The organism is Nocardia sp. NPDC051030 (assembly GCF_040683015.1).
GTDB lineage: Bacteria > Actinomycetota > Actinomycetes > Mycobacteriales > Mycobacteriaceae > Nocardia.
The window spans coordinates 816,623-831,183 of record NZ_JBFBCD010000002.1 but is presented as its reverse complement, the minus strand read 5'-3'; the positions used below and the strand labels follow the sequence as shown (position 1 = coordinate 831,183).

Sequence of the window (14,561 nt, the reverse complement as noted above, 5' to 3'; positions counted from 1 at the left end):
CAAGATCGGCCGGCTGCACTTTGGGAGAACGAGGAGTCGTCATGTCCGCTCGGGGCGGAGACCGTCACACGCATGCGTTCGGTATCGACATCGGCGGCAGCGGCGTCAAGGGCGCTGAAGTCGATCTGGGTACCGGCGAGCTGGTTCATGAGCGCATCAAGGTCGCCACCCCGCAGCCCTCGACACCGAACGCGGTCGCGGAAGCGGTGGCGAAGGTGGTCGCCCAAGCCGGTTGGGACGGACCGGTCGGCATCACCATGCCGAGCGTGGTGATCGGCGGCGTCATCCGCACGGCCGCCAATATCGACAAGTCCTGGATCGGCACCGACGCGCGGACCCTGTTCTCGACCGCGCTGGGCGGCCGCGAGGTCACCGTCCTCAACGATGCCGACGCCGCCGGACTCGCCGAGGACCGCTACGGCGCGGCAAAGGATCTGAACGGCTTGGTGGTGCTGCTCACCTTCGGTACCGGCATCGGATCGGCAGTGATGTACAACGGTGTCCTGATGCCCAACAGCGAACTCGGGCACCTCGAAGTCCAGGGCCGCGAGGCCGAGCACCGGGCCGCCGCCTCGATCAAGGATCGGGACGGTTTGACCTACCCGGAATGGGCGGCGGAGGTCAGCAAGGTGCTGGTCACGCTGGAAAACCTGTTCTGGCCGAACGTGTTCGTGGCGGGTGGCGGGATCAGTCGCGACTACCGTGAATGGATTCCGTTGCTGACCAATAGAACACCGGTGGTGGCGGCCGATTTGAAGAACTCGGCGGGCATCGTCGGGGCAGCGATGGCCGTGTCTAGCGGCATCGCGCCATGAGCACGCTGGTTCGATCGTTACAATGGAACAGTCCGGCGGTTCGCCGGTGAAACCAACCTGGCACTTGTGCCGGTAACCCCCCGACAAACCGCTCCGCCGGATGACCACTCTGGCGTGACGCCGCACGAGACCGTCACGAAAGGGCGTACGTGGTAGCCACGAATACCCAGGAGACCGCCGAATCAGCCGAGGCGGCCGATTCCGCAGACACTGCCGCACGGCCGGTCAAGAAGGCTGCCGCCAAGAAAGCCCCGGCCAAGAAGGTCGCGGCCAAGAAAGCCGTAGCCAAGAAGACCGCGGCGAAGAAGGCTCCGGCCAAGAAGACCGCCGCGAAGAAGGCTTCGCCCACGAAGGCTGAAGGCGCCGAGGGCGAAGAGATCGTCGAGGACGAGTCGCTCGAACTCGACGACATCGAAATCGACGACGAGGACCTCACGGAGGAGGTCATTGTCGACGAGGTCGACGATGACGAGGAAGCCGTCCCCGCCGCGGCGGAGGGTGAGGAGGCCGAAGAGGCCGACGAGCCCACCCCCAAGGACAAGGCCTCCGGCGACTTCGTCTGGGACGAGGAGGAATCCGAGGCCCTGCGTCAGGCCCGCAAGGACGCCGAGCTCACCGCTTCGGCCGACTCGGTCCGCGCCTACCTCAAGCAGATCGGCAAGGTCGCGCTGCTGAACGCGGAGGAGGAGGTCGAGCTTGCCAAGCGCATCGAGGCCGGCCTCTACGCCACCGAGCGCATGCGCGAGCTCACCGAGAAGGGCGAGAAGCTGCCCGTGCAGCTGCGCCGCGACCTGCAGTGGATCATGCGCGACGGTAACCGCGCCAAGAACCACCTGCTGGAAGCGAACCTCCGCCTGGTGGTTTCGCTCGCCAAGCGCTACACCGGCCGCGGCATGGCATTCCTGGACCTCATCCAGGAAGGCAACCTCGGTCTGATCCGCGCGGTCGAGAAGTTCGACTACACCAAGGGCTACAAGTTCTCGACCTACGCGACGTGGTGGATCCGTCAGGCCATCACCCGCGCCATGGCCGACCAAGCCCGCACCATCCGCATCCCGGTGCACATGGTCGAGGTCATCAACAAGCTCGGCCGCATCCAGCGCGAACTCCTCCAGGACCTGGGCCGCGAGCCCACCCCCGAAGAGCTCGCCAAGGAAATGGACATCACGCCCGAAAAGGTGCTGGAAATCCAGCAGTACGCCCGTGAGCCCATCTCCCTGGACCAAACCATCGGCGACGAGGGTGACAGCCAGCTCGGTGACTTCATCGAAGACTCCGAAGCAGTCGTCGCGGTAGACGCGGTCTCCTTCACCCTCCTCCAAGACCAACTCCAGTCGGTCCTGGAAACCCTCTCCGAGCGCGAAGCAGGCGTAGTCCGCCTCCGCTTCGGCCTCACCGACGGCCAGCCCCGCACCTTGGACGAGATCGGCCAGGTCTACGGCGTTACGCGCGAGCGCATCCGCCAAATCGAATCCAAGACCATGTCCAAGCTGCGCCACCCCAGCCGCAGCCAGGTCTTGCGCGACTACCTGGATTAGTTCGACCCCGAGATTGGGCCGCAGAGCAGCAGCTTTGCGGCCCATTCTCATATCCGATACTGGCGCTGTTCCACGCGGATACGAGGTTGGGTGAATGAAGGATCCATGGTGGGAGCGGATGCCTCCCGAACTTCGGGTTCGTGTCGATGAGTTGATAGCCCAGGACCACAAGATCCTCGCCATCAAGGAGATCCGAGAAGGCCTCGGGGAGCCATCCCCAGGCATCAACGAGTGCATGGACCTGCTCGTCGAGCGGTACACCGAGCTGAGCCAGCCATGGATCAGGCCGAGTCCACCGCTGGATCACGACGATCTGGTCGAGCGGGTAGCGAACCTACCCGAACGCCCCGACGCGATCGAAGCAGTTTGGGACGGTGACACTTTCGGCTGGATGGTCTGCCTGGTCGCCGTGACGCGAAGCTCCCGAGCCGAGCATTACCTCGCACAGATCCGGCACGGCGGCGACATCCGCCTCTTCAACGGTGAAGTACCTCCCTACCCGGAGGCTCGAGAGGCCACGTCGGTTGGCCAGGCCGTTGCCGACACACTGGGGATGCCATTCCATTTCACCAGCCCGGATAGGCCAGATATCCACCTGCCCCGTTGGTGGGATGAACAGAAATAGGTGACAAGCCGCTCGGCCGCTTGAATCGCGGTGTGCCTTGGCCGAATCCAGCGTTGGCCGATCATGTTGGCCACGTACGGATTCGGTTTGATCTCGCCGAGTTGGGCGGGTACCGCCCAGCGAATCGATGGTGCCGACCTAGTAGACCACGGCAGTCAGTCCCACCGTGAACAGCAAGAAGCCGATCGAACCGATGAGGCAGCGGGTTGATAGTCGCAACTTCCTGTACCGGTACTGGTCGACGAAGGTTGCTTTCCACAACTCGAGGATGGCTCCGCGGAGTTGCTGTTCCGGGGATTGATCGGTGATCGACTTACGGAACTCCTCGAAGCTCGACCACCGGTAGTCGTAGTAGGGGTAGGAGTAGACCATGGACGAGTCAGAATCGATACCGTCCCAACGGGGAACCCATTTTCTCCGTTGAGGCGTGACCAGCGCCGTCGAAGCGAGGAAGACGGATGCGGCCACGAACACCAGGGTCGCGAGGGTCGATGAGATCACTAGAGGGTTCGGTCGCTGTGTTCCGCGTACTGACGCTGCTAATGCGGTACCAGCGATTACGAGCGCATTCGTGCTCAGCACGGCGCTGGCCCGGGTAGCGACCCCGACACGGTGCTGATCTTCCCTGACAATGTGCCAATGCACGGCCTCGAGGTCGAGTCCCCTCGAACGACTGGAAGGACCACCTGTTGCCATCGTCTGATCTTCCTGCAGCACAACGGTATCGGTAAAGATCAACGCGGCAACAGTCTGTGAACCAACTGCTAACAGACTTCCCCGGCGTACATGTCGCCGCAAAGCCGCTGCTTGCGGTCCGAACTCGTATGCGAGGTCGCCCGGGTGGTTCCCGGTTTCTGCAGGCCGCCCTTTGGAACGGTAGGGTCCGCGCCGTGGAAGCGATTACATCGATGAAACGGCTGGCGGTTTCGGCAGGGGTGGCAATGGTTTTGGCTGCGGGGCAGTTGGGGGTTGCTGCGGCGGAGGACAATTCTGGGTCCTTGGACGGGCTGGTGGGGTTGTTGGGTGAGCGGCTTGCCACCGCGGATACTGTCGCGGCGGTCAAGTGGGAGGGGGCGGTGCGGGATGGGGGTGAACCGGTGATTGACGATCCGGGTCGCGAAGAGGCGATCTATGAGGCGATGGGGCAGCTGGGGGCGCAACGGGATCTGCCTGCGGGTTTGGTTCGGCAGGTGTTTCAGGGGCAGATCGACGCTAGCAAGATCGTGCAGCGCGGGTTGGTGGCCGAGTGGCGTTATGGGCTTGCGGCGGCGCCTGCGCCTGCGACGGATCTGGCTGGGATACGGCCGGTGATCGACGGCCTGAATATTGCGATCGTCGACGAATTGGCTAGTGAGCGAACCGAATTGGCCCGGCCTGACTGTCTTGCGCAGGTGGCCGCCGGGGTGCTGACCGTCGCCGGGCGCAACCATCTCGACCCTCTTCACACAGCGGCGCTGGTGCGCGCATCGACGCCGTTGTGTGGGAGCTGACGTACCGATCTAAAGCGTGTGCACCACTGTTCGAAGGACAACTGATTCCTCGCGTTCTATCCGAACCCGTTGTTGCGCAAGGAGACTTGCCAACACCGTCGCTCGAATACATAGCTTCGGCGCGTGAGCGGAGCGGTGTCAGTCGACGAGGTAGCGGAGCATCATCACGGTGTTGAATTGCCGCGTCTCGGCCAAGCGGAGCTGGATGCGTTTGTCCAGGGAGGGGAAGAACGGGGTGCCGCCGCCGAGCACTATGGGTGATACGAACATCTGGTACTCGTCGATGAGGCCGTGGGGTATCAGGGAGGCTGCGAGGCTTGCGCCGCCGACCTCCATGACGCCATCGCCCGCGGCCTTGAGTTTGCGGACCTCCTCGACCGCGTTCGCACTGACCAGGGTGCTGTTCCAATGGACTTCGGTGAGGGTGCGGGAGAAGACGAACTTGGGTTTCTCCGTCCAGAGTCCGGCGAACTCGCGCTGGATTGGCGGCGCGTCCTCGGGCACGTGCGGCCAGAAGTCGGCCATCAACTCGTAGAGTCGGCGGCCGTGTAGCGAGACCTCGATCTCGCGGAAGCGGTTGTTGTGGAACTGATGCAGCTCGTCATCGGGGTCTGTCCAGTTGATGCTGCCGTCGCGGTCGTTGATGTAACCATCCAGGGACACGCCGAACCCGTAGATAAGTTTCCTCATAACAGGTAGACCTCCCGCGCGCTCGAAACTCATCACGACAACTCGGCAACCGGTGGGACCTGCTCGGTCCGCTCAGTGCGGCCGTTTGAACCAGTCTCCCGCACTGCGCTTGGACAGCAGAATGACGATTGCCAGGCTCGCACCGAAGCCGAGGAGGCCGGGCGGCTTTGCCTGCGTCATGGCGCTGAGGCCCCACAGGATTCCGATGCTCGCGAACACGATCGCGGCGACGCGGAGACCGTTTCCGTTCGCGGTGTAGCCGAAAGCGAAAAGCGCCAGGAAGAACGCGGGAAGGAAGCCGCCGATGAGCGTGCCGCACAACTCGGGCTTGCCGAGGACACCCGCGAGCACCGAGAGCGCTATGCCGATTCCACCGAACAGCCACGAAATGATCTGCGCCGCTCGCGCCGTTCCGGGCATCTTGGTGGGGTATGACGGGACCTGACCGTACGGCTGATACTCATGCGAGTCGTAGGCATGGCCATCCGCCGTTATCGGATATGGCTCGTAGCCCTGGTCATCCACTGCGATCTCCCCCACGTCCCGTTCCGGCAACTGTCTCGCCAATTACCCGAAGACGGACAATACAGGCGCGGACTACTCGAGCGATCGCCTATCAGGATCGACCCGGGTAATCGGCCCGGGCCTGTGGGAGCATGGCGTCCGGAGAAGGGGGCCCGGAATGAATTGGGATGGATTGCTGAGGGGAGTCGGCCGGACGGGGGAAACTCCGCCGCGCCGTCGGGGGTGGCGTACGCCGACAGTCCTATTGGTCGTGCTCGTACTCTCCTGCGGTGCGGGCCTAGGCGTGCTGGCTCTTGTGGTCGGGCACGCTCTCCAGGGGTTGATCGATTTCGTCAACGAGGTCCTGAAGACGAGCGGTCCAAGCCGCGGAGGCGCCGGGTAGTAACCGCCTCAGCGACTGGGCGGAAGGTGGCCGCGGCCACCGGACATGCGATCCTCCTGATCAACCCGGGTTCGACCCTACTCCCAACCAGCTCGACCGCGGACGAAACTGCCAGGGCCACAGACTCATTCACCAGACCACCGCGCGAGCCAGCGCGGAGGAGTGCTGACGCCGGGGGTGGCGCGAATCTCCTTGTGCCGGAATGGATCCAGGCGGAAGTAAATTTTCTGGAAAACTGGCCTTTCAATTTACGAATCGGGGTATCGGGCGGTAGTGTTCGCTCGTCGCAGCGTCCGCGATCGCGAAACGCCTGTTCTGGCAATGGAGTTCGAGTGCTGGAAATTCACCATTTCACCTACGGGTGGGTCACACCCGTCTTGGCTTACATCATGTCCGTGACCGGGTCATTGCTCGGTTTGCGGTGTACCGCGCGCGCCCGTTCGGGGGAAGGGCGCGAGGGCTGGTTGATTGCCGCGGCCGTCGCGATCGGCGGTACGGGGATTTGGGTCATGCACTTCATCGCCATGCTCGGGTTCTCGATTCATGGCGCGACCATTCGCTATAACGTGCCGCTCACGCTGCTCAGCGCGGTGATCGCCATGGTGGTGGTGTGGACGGGGCTGTCCATCGTGGCGCGGGCGCGCTGGGGTGGCTGGGAGTTGCCTGCCAGTGGCACGGTCACGGGGCTCGGGGTGGGCGGCATGCATTACTCCGGCATGTACGCGATGAGGTCGGACGCGATGATCCATTACGACCCGTGGCTGGTGACGCTGTCCATGGTGATTGCCGTCGTCGCGTCGACCGTGGCGCTGTGGTTCACGCTGAACATCAATAGGATTCTCGCGACCATCGGCGCGGCGCTGATCATGGGTGTCGCGGTGTGCGGCATGCATTACACCGGTATGGCGTCCATGTCCGCACATGAGATGGACCACGCGAGCATGCCCTCGGGCGCGGGCGCGATGGAATTGCTGGCCCCGCTCATGGTGAGCGTCAGCATGGTGACCATGGTGTTGCTGATCCACGTCGGCCTGACCGAGGTGGACGATGCCAGCCGGATGGTGGAACCGGTGCGGCCCGAACCCGCCGGTCCCGAGCCGGTGCGTCGCGGCGGCTGGTCATTGCAGGCGAATTCGGCGGCGGCACAGGACAATCGCGGTGCGGCAGCTCCCGGTACGGCGGCCAGCGCCGCGCGGCCACTGCCGCCGCGTCCCGGCCGCCCTCAGAGCATGCTGGGCGCGCCTGAGAACAATCACCTGTACGAGCAGTATCAGAACGGTGTGACCGAGAGCGGATACGGCTACGGCAACGGCTATCCGGGCAGCTCACCGGGTGCGGTCGGGGTGCAGCACGATGGGCACCACCTGACCTGAGATTCCGCCGAGCCACCTGAGAACACGGACCAGTTGGTCGACATTCCAGCTCATCCACAGCAAACTGGCTGGCGTGGCGCACCACCAGCTCGAACTCATCTTCGTGGTCCTATTCGCGACCATCCTGGCCCAACCGCTCGGCAAACGGCTGGGCCAGGCGCCCGCTGTGCTCATGACCGCGTTCGGCGTACTGCTGGCCCTGATTCCGCAGGTGCCCGAGATCCACCTCGACCCGAACCTGATCCTGCCGCTGGTGCTGCCGCCCCTGCTCTACGCCGCCGCGCGCCGCACCTCCTGGCGCACCTTCGCCGATAACTGGGGGGCGATCAGCCTGCGCGCCGTGGTGCTGGTCGTGGTGACCGTCGCGGCCGTGGCCTGGGTCTTTCACGCCTGGTATCCGGCGATCCCGATCGGGGCGGCGATCGTGCTGGGCGCGGTGGTCGCCCCACCGGATCCGGTGGCGGTGTCGGCGCTGGCGGGAAAGCTGGGACTCCCCCGCCGCCTGGTCGCGGTGCTGGAGGGCGAGGGACTGTTCAATGATGTGACCGCCATAGTCATCTACTCGCTGGCGATTCAGGCCGTGGCGAGCGGCACCTTCTCCGCCTGGAGCGCGGCCGGGGAATTCGCGATCTCCGCGCTGGTGGGCATCGCGGTCGGACTCGTATTCGGCTGGCTCGGAAGCAAACTCATGCGGCGACTCGGCGAAGCGCCATGGCAGGTGGCACTGGGACTGCTGCTGCCGTTCGCGGCCTACGGCGTCTCCGAATCGCGCGGCGGGTCGGCCGTGCTGGCGGTGCTGGTGTGCTCGCTCTATCTCACCGATGCCGCAACCGATTTCAGCGATAGCGACTACCGCCTGGTCGGTGATTCCTTCTGGGAGATCACCGAAATGCTGGTCACCGGTTTCGCTTTCGGCCTGATCGGCCTCGAACTCAGCACCGTGCTGCGCGACGCCGGACCGAACTGGCCGACGTTCATCGGCGGCGCGGCCGCGGTGATCGGCGTGGTGGTGGGCCTGCGCCTGATCTGGCTGCTCGCCACAACCTCGATCTTCCAGAGCTGGTGGCGGCACCGCGGCGCGGACGAGCCGTACACCTGGCGAGAAACCATAGTCACCTGGTGGGCGGGCATGCGCGGCGTCGCCACCGTGGCCCTGGCCCTGGCCGTCCCGTTCACCACCGATAGCGGCGACCCTTTCCCCGGTCGTAGCGAAATCCTGTTCACCGCTTTCGCGGTCGTGCTCTTCACCCTGCTGCTGCAAGGCCCGACCCTGCCCGCCGTGGTCCGCGCGACCGGTGTGCACGCCGACACCGAACTCGAGCGCGATATGGAACGCAGACTGTGGACCCGCGTCCTGACCGCGGAACTCGCACGCCTGAAAGAGATCTCGGAATCCGAACGCCTCCCCGAGGAGGTCTACGAGCGCCTCCGCGGCGGCTTCGAACGCCGCCTCGCCCAAGCCGACCCCGAAGCCGCCGACGACAATGCCCGCGCCAATACTGGCCGCGCCCTAGCCCTCACCGCACAGATGCGCGCCATCACCAACGATGTCCTGGAAGCCGGTCGCGCCGAGGCACTTTCGGCCCGCCGCGAACCCGGCACCGCACCCGATGTGGTGGACCGCGTGATGCGCCGCCTGGATTTGCGCTCCAACGGAAGGACTCCGTAGCTCGCGGACATGGGGCTGAGTGGCCGAACCGCTCCCCGCCCGGCTGGCCGCCGCCCACCTCGTCTGGCACCGCACCCGATGTGGTGGACCGGGTCATGCGCCGCCTCGACCTGCGCTCGAATGGCAGAACACCGTGACCTAGCTCGCGCCCTGCGGTCAGTCCGGGAGATAGGACAGGACCAGCAGGGCGGCGACGGCCGCGAACAAGACACCGGCGATGATCAAATTCGCCCGGCGATGAGTGGCCAGGACGGCGACGAACTCGCGTAGAAAGGCCGCGGGCACGAAGTATCGGGCGGTGCGAGCCCCGGTGACCTGGGCATCGAGTCCGTGGCGACGAGTCAAACCCGCGGTGCGCAGAACGTGAAAGTCGCTGGTGAACACGGTCATTCGCATAGTGTCCGGTTCGAGCCCGCGCTCCCGCAGTTCCCGCAGCGTGAATCGCAGGTTCTCCTCGGTATTGCGAGACCTGTTCTCGCGCACGATATTCCCGTCATCGATGCCTGCCGCCACCAGGTACTCCGCCATGGCATCGGCTTCGGCCACACTCTCCCCCGGTCCTTGCCCACCGGAGGTGATGAATAGTGGTGTGCCGCCTTCGCTCAAATACACCTGCACCGCACGATCCAGGCGCGAGGCCAGCAGGGGCGTGACCTCACCGCCATGCAATCCGCACCCCAGCACGACGACCGCGTCCGCCCCCGCTCGCTGCGGCAATCGCGCATACAACAGGGCATAGCCGGTAAAGGCAATCAACTGCACCAGGATCAGCAGTCCCAGCAAGGTGGCCAGCACCGCCAGCGCCGTCTGCCAGGCATCGCGGGTATCAATCACCTGAAAGGCAATGAACGGCAAGGCAATCAGCCCGATCCCCGCCACCGGCGCGACAGCGGTCGCAATCCGCAACCCCTCCCGCCGAGTCAGCACCACCCCATTGGCCACCAGCCCAACCCCCGCCGCCAACAGCGAAAGCGGCGGCAGCAGGAAAAACACCGCGAACACCACCTCGACCACAATCGGCGGTGCCACGACATGCAGCGCCAACACCACCCACAACGCGATCAACGAGATAGCAGCAACCAACACCAGCCCGGTCGAAACCCGCCGCGGATCCCGAATAACCCGAACCGTCCCCAACACCGCCAGCCCAGCCCCCGCAATAAACAGCCAATGAGTCGACACCAACCCCCACCCTCCTCCCGCGATTCAAGCCGAGCTACATCAGCGCCGTCGCCCCCACAGAGCAATCACCAGGCGACCCATGCCCCGACCCTAACCACTCCCTCCCCCACCACCCCTGAACCTCCCACCCGTGTCCACAAGCCGACGCCCAGCCTGCACCCACCTCGCCACCGCCCGCAGCCAGCACCGCGACGTCAGTAGGCGGTGAGGGAGCACTGGTGGTGGGAAATCGACCCGAATTCCACCATGAGCGCTCCCTGATCTTGTCGGGGGACGACGGCGTTGGCGGTTGCTCTCGTCGCTATGCCGAGGCGGCTGCGTCCAGGATGAGGGTGGTGGTGGGTAGGGCTGGATCGCCTGAGGTGTCCTTGACGTCGACGCCGGAGCGGCCGAGGCGGCGTGCGCCTTCTATGAGGCCGGTGGCTATGTGGGCGGCTCGGGTGTAGGTGAGGCCTTCGGGTGGGTGGATGTTGGAGATGCAGTTGCGTTCGGAGTCGGCTCGGCCGGGGCGGGGGAGGTGGGTGAGGTAGATGCCGAGGCTGTCGGCCACCGAGAGGCCGGGGCGTTCGCCTATGAGGACGAGGAGGGTGGTTACGCCCAGGGCTTCGCCTATGTGGTCGCCGAGGGCTACTCGGGCCTGGGTGGCGATGACCGGTGGGGCGAGGGTGTAGCGGTCGCCCAGGGCTTCGACGAGGGCGGCGAGCATAGGGGCCGCGTGGTCGGTGAGGGCTCGGGGTGAGAGGCCATCGGCCAGGACGAAGCCGATGTCGGCACCCGCGTACGACACGGTCGAAAGTCCTTCTCCCACTGTGGCACTGGATCCATCTGATGGCCCAGCAAGAAACCCTTGTCCGGTCGCGAAGTCCGGACCGGAGGGCAGTCGGCCAAGGTCTGGGCGGCGTAGGTATTCGGAGCGGTCGGCGGCTCGGCTGCGGACGTGTACGGGTTCGCCGAGGCCCAAGGCTGCGACTCGGGTGGCGAGGGCGGGGACGTCGAGGGGGTTGTGGACGGCGTCGCGGGCGGCGGCGTGGGCGGCTCGGAACTCGAGCACCTCGGTGGTGGGGAGCGCGTCGCCGGTGCGACCCAGTCCGATCCGCGCCTGGGTGGTGCGGCGGAGTTCGGCCCAGAAGTCTTGCACGGCAGGATCTTCGGCACGCTTGCCCGCGCCAGGCTCTGCGGCAGCTCTGCCCGACTCGTCGGCCGAACGGATCGGATTGGTCATGCTGAGGGTCCTTCCTCCGGAGCGGCGGCCGAGTGTGCCCGGCAGCTTCCGTCGAGCCTGCGTGCGGCGCGCAAGCCGCGTCGCGAGGCTGTCCGATCATGGTGAGGGCCGGTGTCTTTGGCACGCCGCGCGGCGAGCAGGCCGGAGAGCGCGGGGCAGGGATGGGCGGGTTCGTTCATAGCGCGCTCGTGAGGGCGCGTAGTGGTGAGGACAGGGCTTCGACGGGGAGGATGCGGCCGTCCACGCCCAACATGCCGAGGCGGTCGAGCCAGGCCTCGAATTCGGGGGCGGGGCGGAGGCCCAGGACTTTTCGGACGTAGAGGGCGTCGTGGTAGGCGAGGCTTTGGTAGCCGAGCATGACGTCGTCGGCGCCGGGGACGGCGATGACGAAGGCGCAACCGGCCGCACCGAGGAGGGTGAGGAGGGTGTCCATGTCGTCCTGGTCGGCTTCGGCGTGGTTGGTGTAGCAGACGTCGACGCCCATCGGGAGGCCGAGGAGTTTGCCGCAGAAGTGGTCTTCGAGGCCTGCTCGGATGATTTGCTTACCGTCGTAGAGGTATTCGGGGCCGATGAATCCGACGACGGTGTTGACCAGGAGTGGGTCGAGGGCGCGGGCGACGGCGTAGGCGCGGGTTTCGAGGGTCTGCTGGTCGACGGGTTTGCCGCCGGTGCCCAGGTGCGCGCCCGCCGAAAGTGCCGAGCCCTGACCGGTTTCCAGGTACATGACATTGTCGCCGACGGTGCCGCGCCGCAAAGAGCGCCCGGCCTCATTGGCCTCGCGCAGCAACGAAATATTCACGCCGAAGCCGGAATTCGCGCCTTCGGTGCCCGCGATGGACTGGAACACCAGATCCACGGGCGCGCCCGCCTCGATCAACCCGATCGTCGTGGTCACATGCGAGAGCACACACGACTGCGTGGGAATATCGAACCGCTGCCGCACCTCATCGAGCAGATACAGCAGATCGGCGGTGGCCTGCGGCGAGTCGGTCGCCGGATTGATGCCGATCACCGCGTCGCCGCACCCCAGCAGCAGCCCGTCCAGTACGGCCGCCGCGATGCCGCGCGGATCATCGGTGGGATGGTTGGGTTGCAATCGCGTCGCGAGCGTCCCGGGCAGCCCGACGGTGGTGCGGAATCCGGCCCGCACCTCGGTCGCCTTCGCCACGGCGATCAAATCCTGATTGCGCATGAGCTTGCTGACCGCCGCCACCATCTCGGGCGTCAGCCCACGCGACACCCTCGCCAGCGTGACCGCCGCCTGTTCGGTGGCGGCGACACCGAGCAGCCAGTCCCGCAACCCACCGACGGTCAGATGCGAAATCACCTGGAACGCAACACGATCGTGCGAGTCGATGATCAGCCGAGTGACTTCGTCGGTCTCATACGGCACGACCGGATCATTCAGGAATTCGGTCAATGGCACGTCCGCCAGCGCCCATTGCGCCGCGGCGCGCTCGGCGTCGGAATGCGCTGCGCACCCGGCGAGTTCGTCCCCGCTGCGCAATGGCGTGGCCTTGGCCAGCAGCTCGACGAGCCCGTCGAAGCTGTAGCTGGTTCCGCCGATTCGCTGGTGGTACAGGCTCATTCGAGCTCCTTCTCGGCCTGCGCCAGCATGGCGAACTCCTCGTCGGGCGAGTGCGCGACGAGCCGATGGCGGCTGTACAGCCCGAAATAGAGCATGAAGGCGCAGAACGCGGCGAGCGTCCACCCGGCGGCTACGGGATCCACCAGGAAGGTGGCGACCACGGCGATACAGGCGATAACCAGGGCGAACCCGGTAGTAGCGATCCCGCCCGGCGTGCGGTACGGCCGCCGCATCCCGGGTTCGCGCACTCGCAGCACAATGTGGCTCACCATCATGAGCACGTAACTGACCGCCGCCCCGAACACGGCCATGTTCAACAACATCGCGCCCTGCCCGGTCAGCGACAGCCCGAATCCGATGACGCCCGGCACGATCAGCGCGAGCACCGGAGCCTTGCGCGCATTGGTCACCGACAGGCTCGTGGGCAGGTACCCCGCACGAGACAGCGCGAAGGTCTGCCGCGAGTAGGCGTAAACGATCGAGAAGAAGCTCGCGACCAGCCCCGCCAGCCCGATGTAGTTGACGACGGTTGCCGCCCCACTACTACCCAGCGCCTCGACCAGCGGATTCCCCGACCGCGAAAGCTTGTCCGCGCCAAGCGCTCCCGTGGACAGCACCAGCACGGTCCCGGAGGTGACCAGCAGCACCAGCATGGCCGCGATAATCCCCTTGGGCACATTCTTCTCCGGCTCCCGAGCCTCCTCGGCCGCCAACGGCACACCCTCCACGGCCAGGAAGAACCAGATCGCGAACGGCACGGCGGCCCAGATCCCGAACGCCCCGAACGGCAGGAACGACGAGCTGCCAACAGCATTCGGATCGGCGGGAATGTCGGTGAGATTGCCGAGATCGAACTTGCCCCATCCCGCGAGCGCAAAGATCACCAGTCCGAGCAAGGCCACGACGGTGATGGCGCACATGACCTTCAGCGCCTCCCCCGCCCCGGCCAAGTGCACGCCGATGAACAGCGCATACACCGCGAGGTACACCCACCACCCGTCGGTGATCCCCAACAGCCCCAGCGATTCCACATACCCGCCGATGAATGTGGCGATGGCCGCGGGCGCAATGGCGTATTCAATGAGAATCGCCGCCCCCGTGGCGAATCCGCCCCACGGCCCGAGCGCCCGGCGAGCGAACGTGTACCCGCCGCCCGCCGCGGGCAATGCCGCCGACAGTTCCGCCATCCCCAGCACCATCGCCAGATACATCCCCGCGATGAGCACGGTGGCGATCAGCATCCCGCCGAATCCGCCATGCGCCAAACCGAAGTTCCACCCCGAGTAGTCGCCCGAGATGACGTAGCTGACACCCAGTCCCGCGAGCAGTAACCACCCGGCCGATCCGGTGCGGAGTGTTCTTCGTGCCAGGTAGTCCTCGGAGCTGGTGTCGGCGCTCGTCGCGGTGCTGGTCGCGGTCATATGGTGGCGGCACTCCTCACACGATTCATCTGAACAATCGC

General features: G+C 65.6%; 13 protein-coding genes. 6 read left to right on the top strand and 7 right to left on the bottom strand.

Annotation, left to right across the window (positions count from 1 at the left end; genetic code table 11):
• Positions 1-41 precede the first annotated feature (41 nt).
• The 3 genes from ppgK to AB0N05_RS08465 all read left to right on the top strand — a co-directional run bounded on the left by ppgK (position 42) and on the right by AB0N05_RS08465 (position 2,978).
• Positions 42-815 carry a polyphosphate--glucose phosphotransferase gene (gene ppgK / locus AB0N05_RS08475; protein WP_364689203.1) on the top strand — a complete coding sequence of 258 codons (774 nt, stop codon included), beginning with the start codon at positions 42-44 and terminating at the stop codon, positions 813-815.
• 149 nt (positions 816-964) lie between these two features.
• Positions 965-2,353, top strand: coding sequence for an RNA polymerase sigma factor (locus AB0N05_RS08470; RefSeq protein ID WP_364689201.1), 1,389 nt, complete (start codon positions 965-967; stop codon positions 2,351-2,353).
• A gap of 94 nt (positions 2,354-2,447) precedes the next feature.
• On the top strand, positions 2,448-2,978 hold the full coding sequence (locus AB0N05_RS08465) for an ADP-ribosylglycohydrolase family protein (RefSeq protein WP_364689198.1): 531 nt from the start codon (positions 2,448-2,450) through the stop codon (positions 2,976-2,978).
• Between the two features lie 138 nt (positions 2,979-3,116).
• Here the strand turns inward: AB0N05_RS08465 and AB0N05_RS08460 are convergent, their stop codons facing one another.
• Positions 3,117-3,716 (bottom strand): hypothetical protein, encoded by a 600-nt coding sequence (locus AB0N05_RS08460; protein WP_364689195.1) that lies wholly within the window; start codon positions 3,714-3,716, stop codon positions 3,117-3,119.
• Between the two features lie 152 nt (positions 3,717-3,868).
• On the opposite strand from AB0N05_RS08460, the gene AB0N05_RS08455 reads away from it, so the two are divergent.
• Positions 3,869-4,468, top strand: coding sequence for a chorismate mutase (locus AB0N05_RS08455; protein ID WP_364689193.1), 600 nt, complete (start codon positions 3,869-3,871; stop codon positions 4,466-4,468).
• Between the two features lie 138 nt (positions 4,469-4,606).
• Here AB0N05_RS08455 and AB0N05_RS08450 read toward each other — a convergent pair whose 3' ends face one another.
• Entirely contained in the window at positions 4,607-5,158 is a 552-nt protein-coding gene (locus tag AB0N05_RS08450) for a dihydrofolate reductase family protein (RefSeq protein WP_364689190.1), read from the bottom strand.
• A gap of 72 nt (positions 5,159-5,230) precedes the next feature.
• The gene (locus AB0N05_RS08445) at positions 5,231-5,698 is read right to left on the bottom strand and encodes a hypothetical protein (RefSeq protein ID WP_364689187.1); all 468 of its coding nucleotides are present in this window, start codon (positions 5,696-5,698) and stop codon (positions 5,231-5,233) included.
• A 699-nt stretch (positions 5,699-6,397) separates the two neighbouring features.
• On the opposite strand from AB0N05_RS08445, the gene AB0N05_RS08440 reads away from it, so the two are divergent.
• Entirely contained in the window at positions 6,398-7,438 is a 1,041-nt protein-coding gene (locus AB0N05_RS08440; RefSeq protein WP_364689184.1) for an MHYT domain-containing protein, read from the top strand.
• A gap of 73 nt (positions 7,439-7,511) precedes the next feature.
• Positions 7,512-9,107 (top strand): Na+/H+ antiporter, encoded by a 1,596-nt coding sequence (locus tag AB0N05_RS08435; protein ID WP_364689181.1) that lies wholly within the window; start codon positions 7,512-7,514, stop codon positions 9,105-9,107.
• Between the two features lie 156 nt (positions 9,108-9,263).
• On the opposite strand, the gene AB0N05_RS08430 is transcribed toward AB0N05_RS08435, so the two are convergent.
• The 4 genes from AB0N05_RS08430 to eat form a co-directional block, all read right to left on the bottom strand.
• Positions 9,264-10,289, bottom strand: a complete 1,026-nt coding sequence (locus AB0N05_RS08430) for a YdcF family protein (RefSeq protein ID WP_364689178.1) — start codon at positions 10,287-10,289, stop codon at positions 9,264-9,266.
• Positions 10,290-10,590: 301 nt separating this feature from the next.
• Positions 10,591-11,511 (bottom strand): ethanolamine ammonia-lyase subunit EutC, encoded by a 921-nt coding sequence (eutC, locus tag AB0N05_RS08425; RefSeq protein WP_364689175.1) that lies wholly within the window; start codon positions 11,509-11,511, stop codon positions 10,591-10,593.
• A 175-nt stretch (positions 11,512-11,686) separates the two neighbouring features.
• The gene (locus AB0N05_RS08420) at positions 11,687-13,099 is read right to left on the bottom strand and encodes an ethanolamine ammonia-lyase subunit EutB (protein ID WP_364689172.1); all 1,413 of its coding nucleotides are present in this window, start codon (positions 13,097-13,099) and stop codon (positions 11,687-11,689) included.
• A complete protein-coding gene (gene eat / locus AB0N05_RS08415; protein ID WP_364689169.1) occupies positions 13,096-14,520 on the bottom strand; it encodes an ethanolamine permease in 1,425 nt (474 codons plus the stop codon). The genes AB0N05_RS08420 and eat overlap by 4 nt, the downstream gene beginning before the upstream one ends.
• Positions 14,521-14,561 lie beyond the last annotated feature (41 nt).

Bases quoted from the DNA above. Each gene is read 5' to 3' on its own strand.
- ppgK (WP_364689203.1), top strand. From the start codon at position 42: ATGTCCGCTCGGGGCGGAGACCGTCACACGCATGCGTTCGGTATCGAC.
- AB0N05_RS08465 (WP_364689198.1), top strand. From the start codon at position 2,448: ATGAAGGATCCATGGTGGGAGCGGATGCCTCCCGAACTTCGGGTTCGT.
- AB0N05_RS08450 (WP_364689190.1), bottom strand. From the start codon at position 5,158: ATGAGGAAACTTATCTACGGGTTCGGCGTGTCCCTGGATGGTTACATC.
- eutC (WP_364689175.1), bottom strand. From the start codon at position 11,511: ATGACCAATCCGATCCGTTCGGCCGACGAGTCGGGCAGAGCTGCCGCA.
- AB0N05_RS08420 (WP_364689172.1), bottom strand. From the start codon at position 13,099: ATGAGCCTGTACCACCAGCGAATCGGCGGAACCAGCTACAGCTTCGAC.
- eat (WP_364689169.1), bottom strand. From the start codon at position 14,520: ATGACCGCGACCAGCACCGCGACGAGCGCCGACACCAGCTCCGAGGAC.